Annotated in this window: 4 protein-coding genes; all 4 read right to left on the reverse strand. The window is 69.4% G+C overall.

Going from position 1 to position 2,967, the window contains the following annotated elements:
* Positions 1-34 precede the first annotated feature (34 nt).
* Positions 35-655 carry a peroxiredoxin family protein gene (locus V7E09_RS15030; protein WP_324512119.1) on the reverse strand — a complete coding sequence of 207 codons (621 nt, stop codon included), beginning with the start codon at positions 653-655 and terminating at the stop codon, positions 35-37.
* 5 nt (positions 656-660) lie between these two features.
* Positions 661-1,638, reverse strand: a complete 978-nt coding sequence (locus V7E09_RS15035) for a cytochrome c biogenesis CcdA family protein (RefSeq protein ID WP_324523660.1) — start codon at positions 1,636-1,638, stop codon at positions 661-663.
* Positions 1,638-1,952 carry a glutaredoxin family protein gene (locus V7E09_RS15040; RefSeq protein WP_241656204.1) on the reverse strand — a complete coding sequence of 105 codons (315 nt, stop codon included), beginning with the start codon at positions 1,950-1,952 and terminating at the stop codon, positions 1,638-1,640. The genes V7E09_RS15035 and V7E09_RS15040 overlap by 1 nt, the downstream gene beginning before the upstream one ends.
* A gap of 139 nt (positions 1,953-2,091) precedes the next feature.
* Positions 2,092-2,712, reverse strand: a complete 621-nt coding sequence (locus V7E09_RS15045) for a DUF305 domain-containing protein (protein ID WP_324523661.1) — start codon at positions 2,710-2,712, stop codon at positions 2,092-2,094.
* Positions 2,713-2,967: the final 255 nt, after the last annotated feature.

Genomic DNA, 2,967 nt, shown 5'->3' on the forward strand with positions numbered 1-2,967 from the left:
GCTACAAGGTCGGCGGCGCAGCGTTCGCGCCCGTTCACAGGCGGCTGGTGGCTTCCTTCAGGAGCTCGGCGGGGTCGAGCCACATGGAGGGGTAGTTTCCCTCCCAGACCTGGTTGCCGTCGGCGTCGATCAGGACGAAGCCGTGCCCGGGCAGGCCCGGGTGCATGCCCTTGTCGAGGGTGTCGTAGGCCTTCGAGACCGTGCCGTCGTCCAACAAGTAGGGGGTGGTGACGCCGAAGCGGTCCAGGTCGGGCTGGATCTGGGCGGCGGTGTTCATCACGATGGGGAGCACGGTGATGCCGGCTGCGGCGAAGCCCGGCTCCTGCTCGATGAGGGCCATCTGCTGGGTGCAGGAGCCGCAGCCGGCGCCCTCGTTGAAGTAGAGGATCACGGGTCCGCCGCGGTAGTCCGACAGGGACACGGTGGTGCCCGCGGTCGTCGGCAGGGTGAACGCGGGCGCCTGACCGGACGGGCCACCCTCAACCGGCCGGGCACTCCACAGGCCGAACCCGACGAGGGCGACGATGAGCGTGGTCAGCAGTCCGGTCGCGATTCTGAACAGGCGGCGACGCGTGGTCTCCTTGGCTGATTCTCGTGCCCGTTGGTCTCGGAGCTGTTGCCGGCGGCTGATGGTGGTGCGCTGGTTGCTGGGCATGGTCGTCAGTTCCTCGCGGTGTCGTGGTCGGCGATCGGGTGGTCGGCGTCGGTCGTGCTGTGGCAGTGCGGCAGGGTGGGGTCGGCGTCGGCGTGCTCTTCGGCTCCCTGGCGCGCGTCGCGGCGGCGGTCGCGGAGCGTGGTCCACACGAACACCCCGGCCAGCCCCAACAAGGCGAGGCCGAGGACGGGCTCAGGGACCGGGGCAAGCCAGCCGAGGACGGCCTGAGCGGCTTGGGTGACCCAGTCGCCGGCGGCGAGCTGGACCCAGGTGCCCGACCCGGTCATCGTCGCCGTGCCAGCGAGGGTGATGACCCAGACGCCCATGATGACGAAGGCGACCGCGACGAGCAGGTTCACGCTGTTGGTGTGCAGGCTGCGGCCGGCGACGGTCACCCTGATGGGCTTCGCCCGGCCCCAGCGTCGTTCGTTGAGGCGGGCGGCGTCCCACACGAGTGCCATGACCAGCAGCGGGATGACCATGCCGAACACGAACGCCAACCCGAGCACCAGCCCGCCGAGCGGGTTGCCCGAGAGGGCGGACAGGGTCATCACGCCTGCCAGGACGGGGGCGCAGCAGCTGGACGCGATCCCTGAGAACACGCCGAGGCTGAAGAAGGTCGCCGTGTCGCCGCGGGTGGTGTCGGGGGCGCGCAGCATCGACGGCATGGACCACATCCGGCCGCTGAGGGCCAGCAGGCCGAGGCCGATCATGAGCAGGCCACCGGCCCAGTACAGGATCACGTGGTACTTGGCGATCGCACCGGCCAGCAGACTCACCCCGAGCGTGATCGGGACCAGGACGAGCGCCAGGCCTGCCGCGAAGACGAAGGTCAGCGGGAGGAGGCGCCACCGGTTGTTCTTGACCGCAGCAGCCAGGTACGACGGGGCGAGGAAGACGATGCAGCAGGGTGCGAACAGTGCCACCGTGCCCGCGAAGAAGGCGGCCAGGATGCTGCCAGTTGCCAGGAGTTCCGAGCCCATCACGAGGCCTTCCGTGCCGCGAGGGCGCGGTCGAGCTTGCGGCGCGGGAGGCGTCCGGCGCTGAGGAACGCGCCGTCGAGCAGCACGAGGGGGAACATGGCCGGGCGGTGTTGATGGAGGAGCTTCTGGCCCTGCGGTGATTCGGCGTCCACCTGGTCGAGCAGTAGCTGCCCTTGGGTCGCGCGGTTCAGGAGTTCCGTGTGGGCGTCCTCACAGAGGTGGCAGGCCTCGGCGGTTACCAGGGTGACCATGGGCGACGCAGCCCGGGCGGTCTGGTGGCCGACCCGGGCCCAAGTGTTGTTCGTCGTGTTCACGACGACCATGGTGGTTCCCCTCACCGGGGGGACCGGTCAAGGCAGCCTCAAGATCTCGTCTGGCCTGAGAACAGCATGTGCGGTCGTCCGAGGGCGAGGGGCCGGCAGCACCTGCCGGCCCCTCGCCACGGTCGGGTTCCTACGCTGATGCGAGCAATCCCTGCATCTCCTCGATCTCTGCTTCCTGGTCGGCGATGATCTTCTGCGCCAGCTCGATGGCTTGCGGGTCGCGGCCGTCGGCGAGTTGGGTCTGGGCCATCTCGATCGCTCCTTGATGGTGGGCGATCATCGAGGTGAGAAACTGCCTGTCGAAGTCGGCGCCCGATAAGCCTCGCAGCTCGGCCATCACCTCTTCCTGGCTTCTGCCGTCCATGTCCATGCCCGAGTGGTCCATCCCGGGCATGTCGCTGTCGGCCGGCATCGGATCCTCGCCCCACGCGGCAAGCCAGCCGCTCATGGTCTCGATCTCGGGGCCCTGGGCGGCCGAGATGCGTTCGGCCAGGGCCTTGATGTCCGCGCTCTGGGCCTGCTGGGCGGCGAGGTCGGCCATCTCGATCGCACCCTGGTGGTGCACGATCATCATCTGCGCGAACGCCGTGTCTGCCTCGTCGTGGGCGGCCGCATTGCTCGGGTTCGCTGACCCTGCTGTCGTCAAGGCTGGGCTGGGAGTGGCCGCCGGCGTGGCCGAGCACGCCCCCAGCATGGTTGCCGCTACCGCGGCGCCCATCACGATCGTGACCCACTTCGGTGTTGCTCTCATTGTTCTCCTGTTTCTCGCAGACAATCGGCCGCACCCCCGAGGGAAGCGGGGCACCCGCCGTCTTTCAAGGCTGCGCAACGAAGCTTGGCCATACCTTGACCTAGATCGCTCGCCGGGGGCCCGGGGCGGCCCGCTCGGGGTCGTCGGCTCCTCTACCCGATCGGCGAGCCGCCCCAGCCGCGCCGGCGACGGTGAGGGCGGCCACGCCGGTGGTGAGGGGAACGCTCAGCACGAGGCCGATGCCGCTGCCGAGGG

The organism is Propioniciclava sp. (assembly GCF_036744435.1).
Classification (GTDB): domain Bacteria; phylum Actinomycetota; class Actinomycetes; order Propionibacteriales; family Propionibacteriaceae; genus Propioniciclava.

Bases quoted from the DNA above. Each gene is read 5' to 3' on its own strand.
- V7E09_RS15045 (WP_324523661.1), bottom strand. From the start codon at position 2,712: ATGAGAGCAACACCGAAGTGGGTCACGATCGTGATGGGCGCCGCGGTA.
- V7E09_RS15035 (WP_324523660.1), bottom strand. From the start codon at position 1,638: ATGGGCTCGGAACTCCTGGCAACTGGCAGCATCCTGGCCGCCTTCTTC.
- V7E09_RS15030 (WP_324512119.1), bottom strand. From the start codon at position 655: ATGCCCAGCAACCAGCGCACCACCATCAGCCGCCGGCAACAGCTCCGA.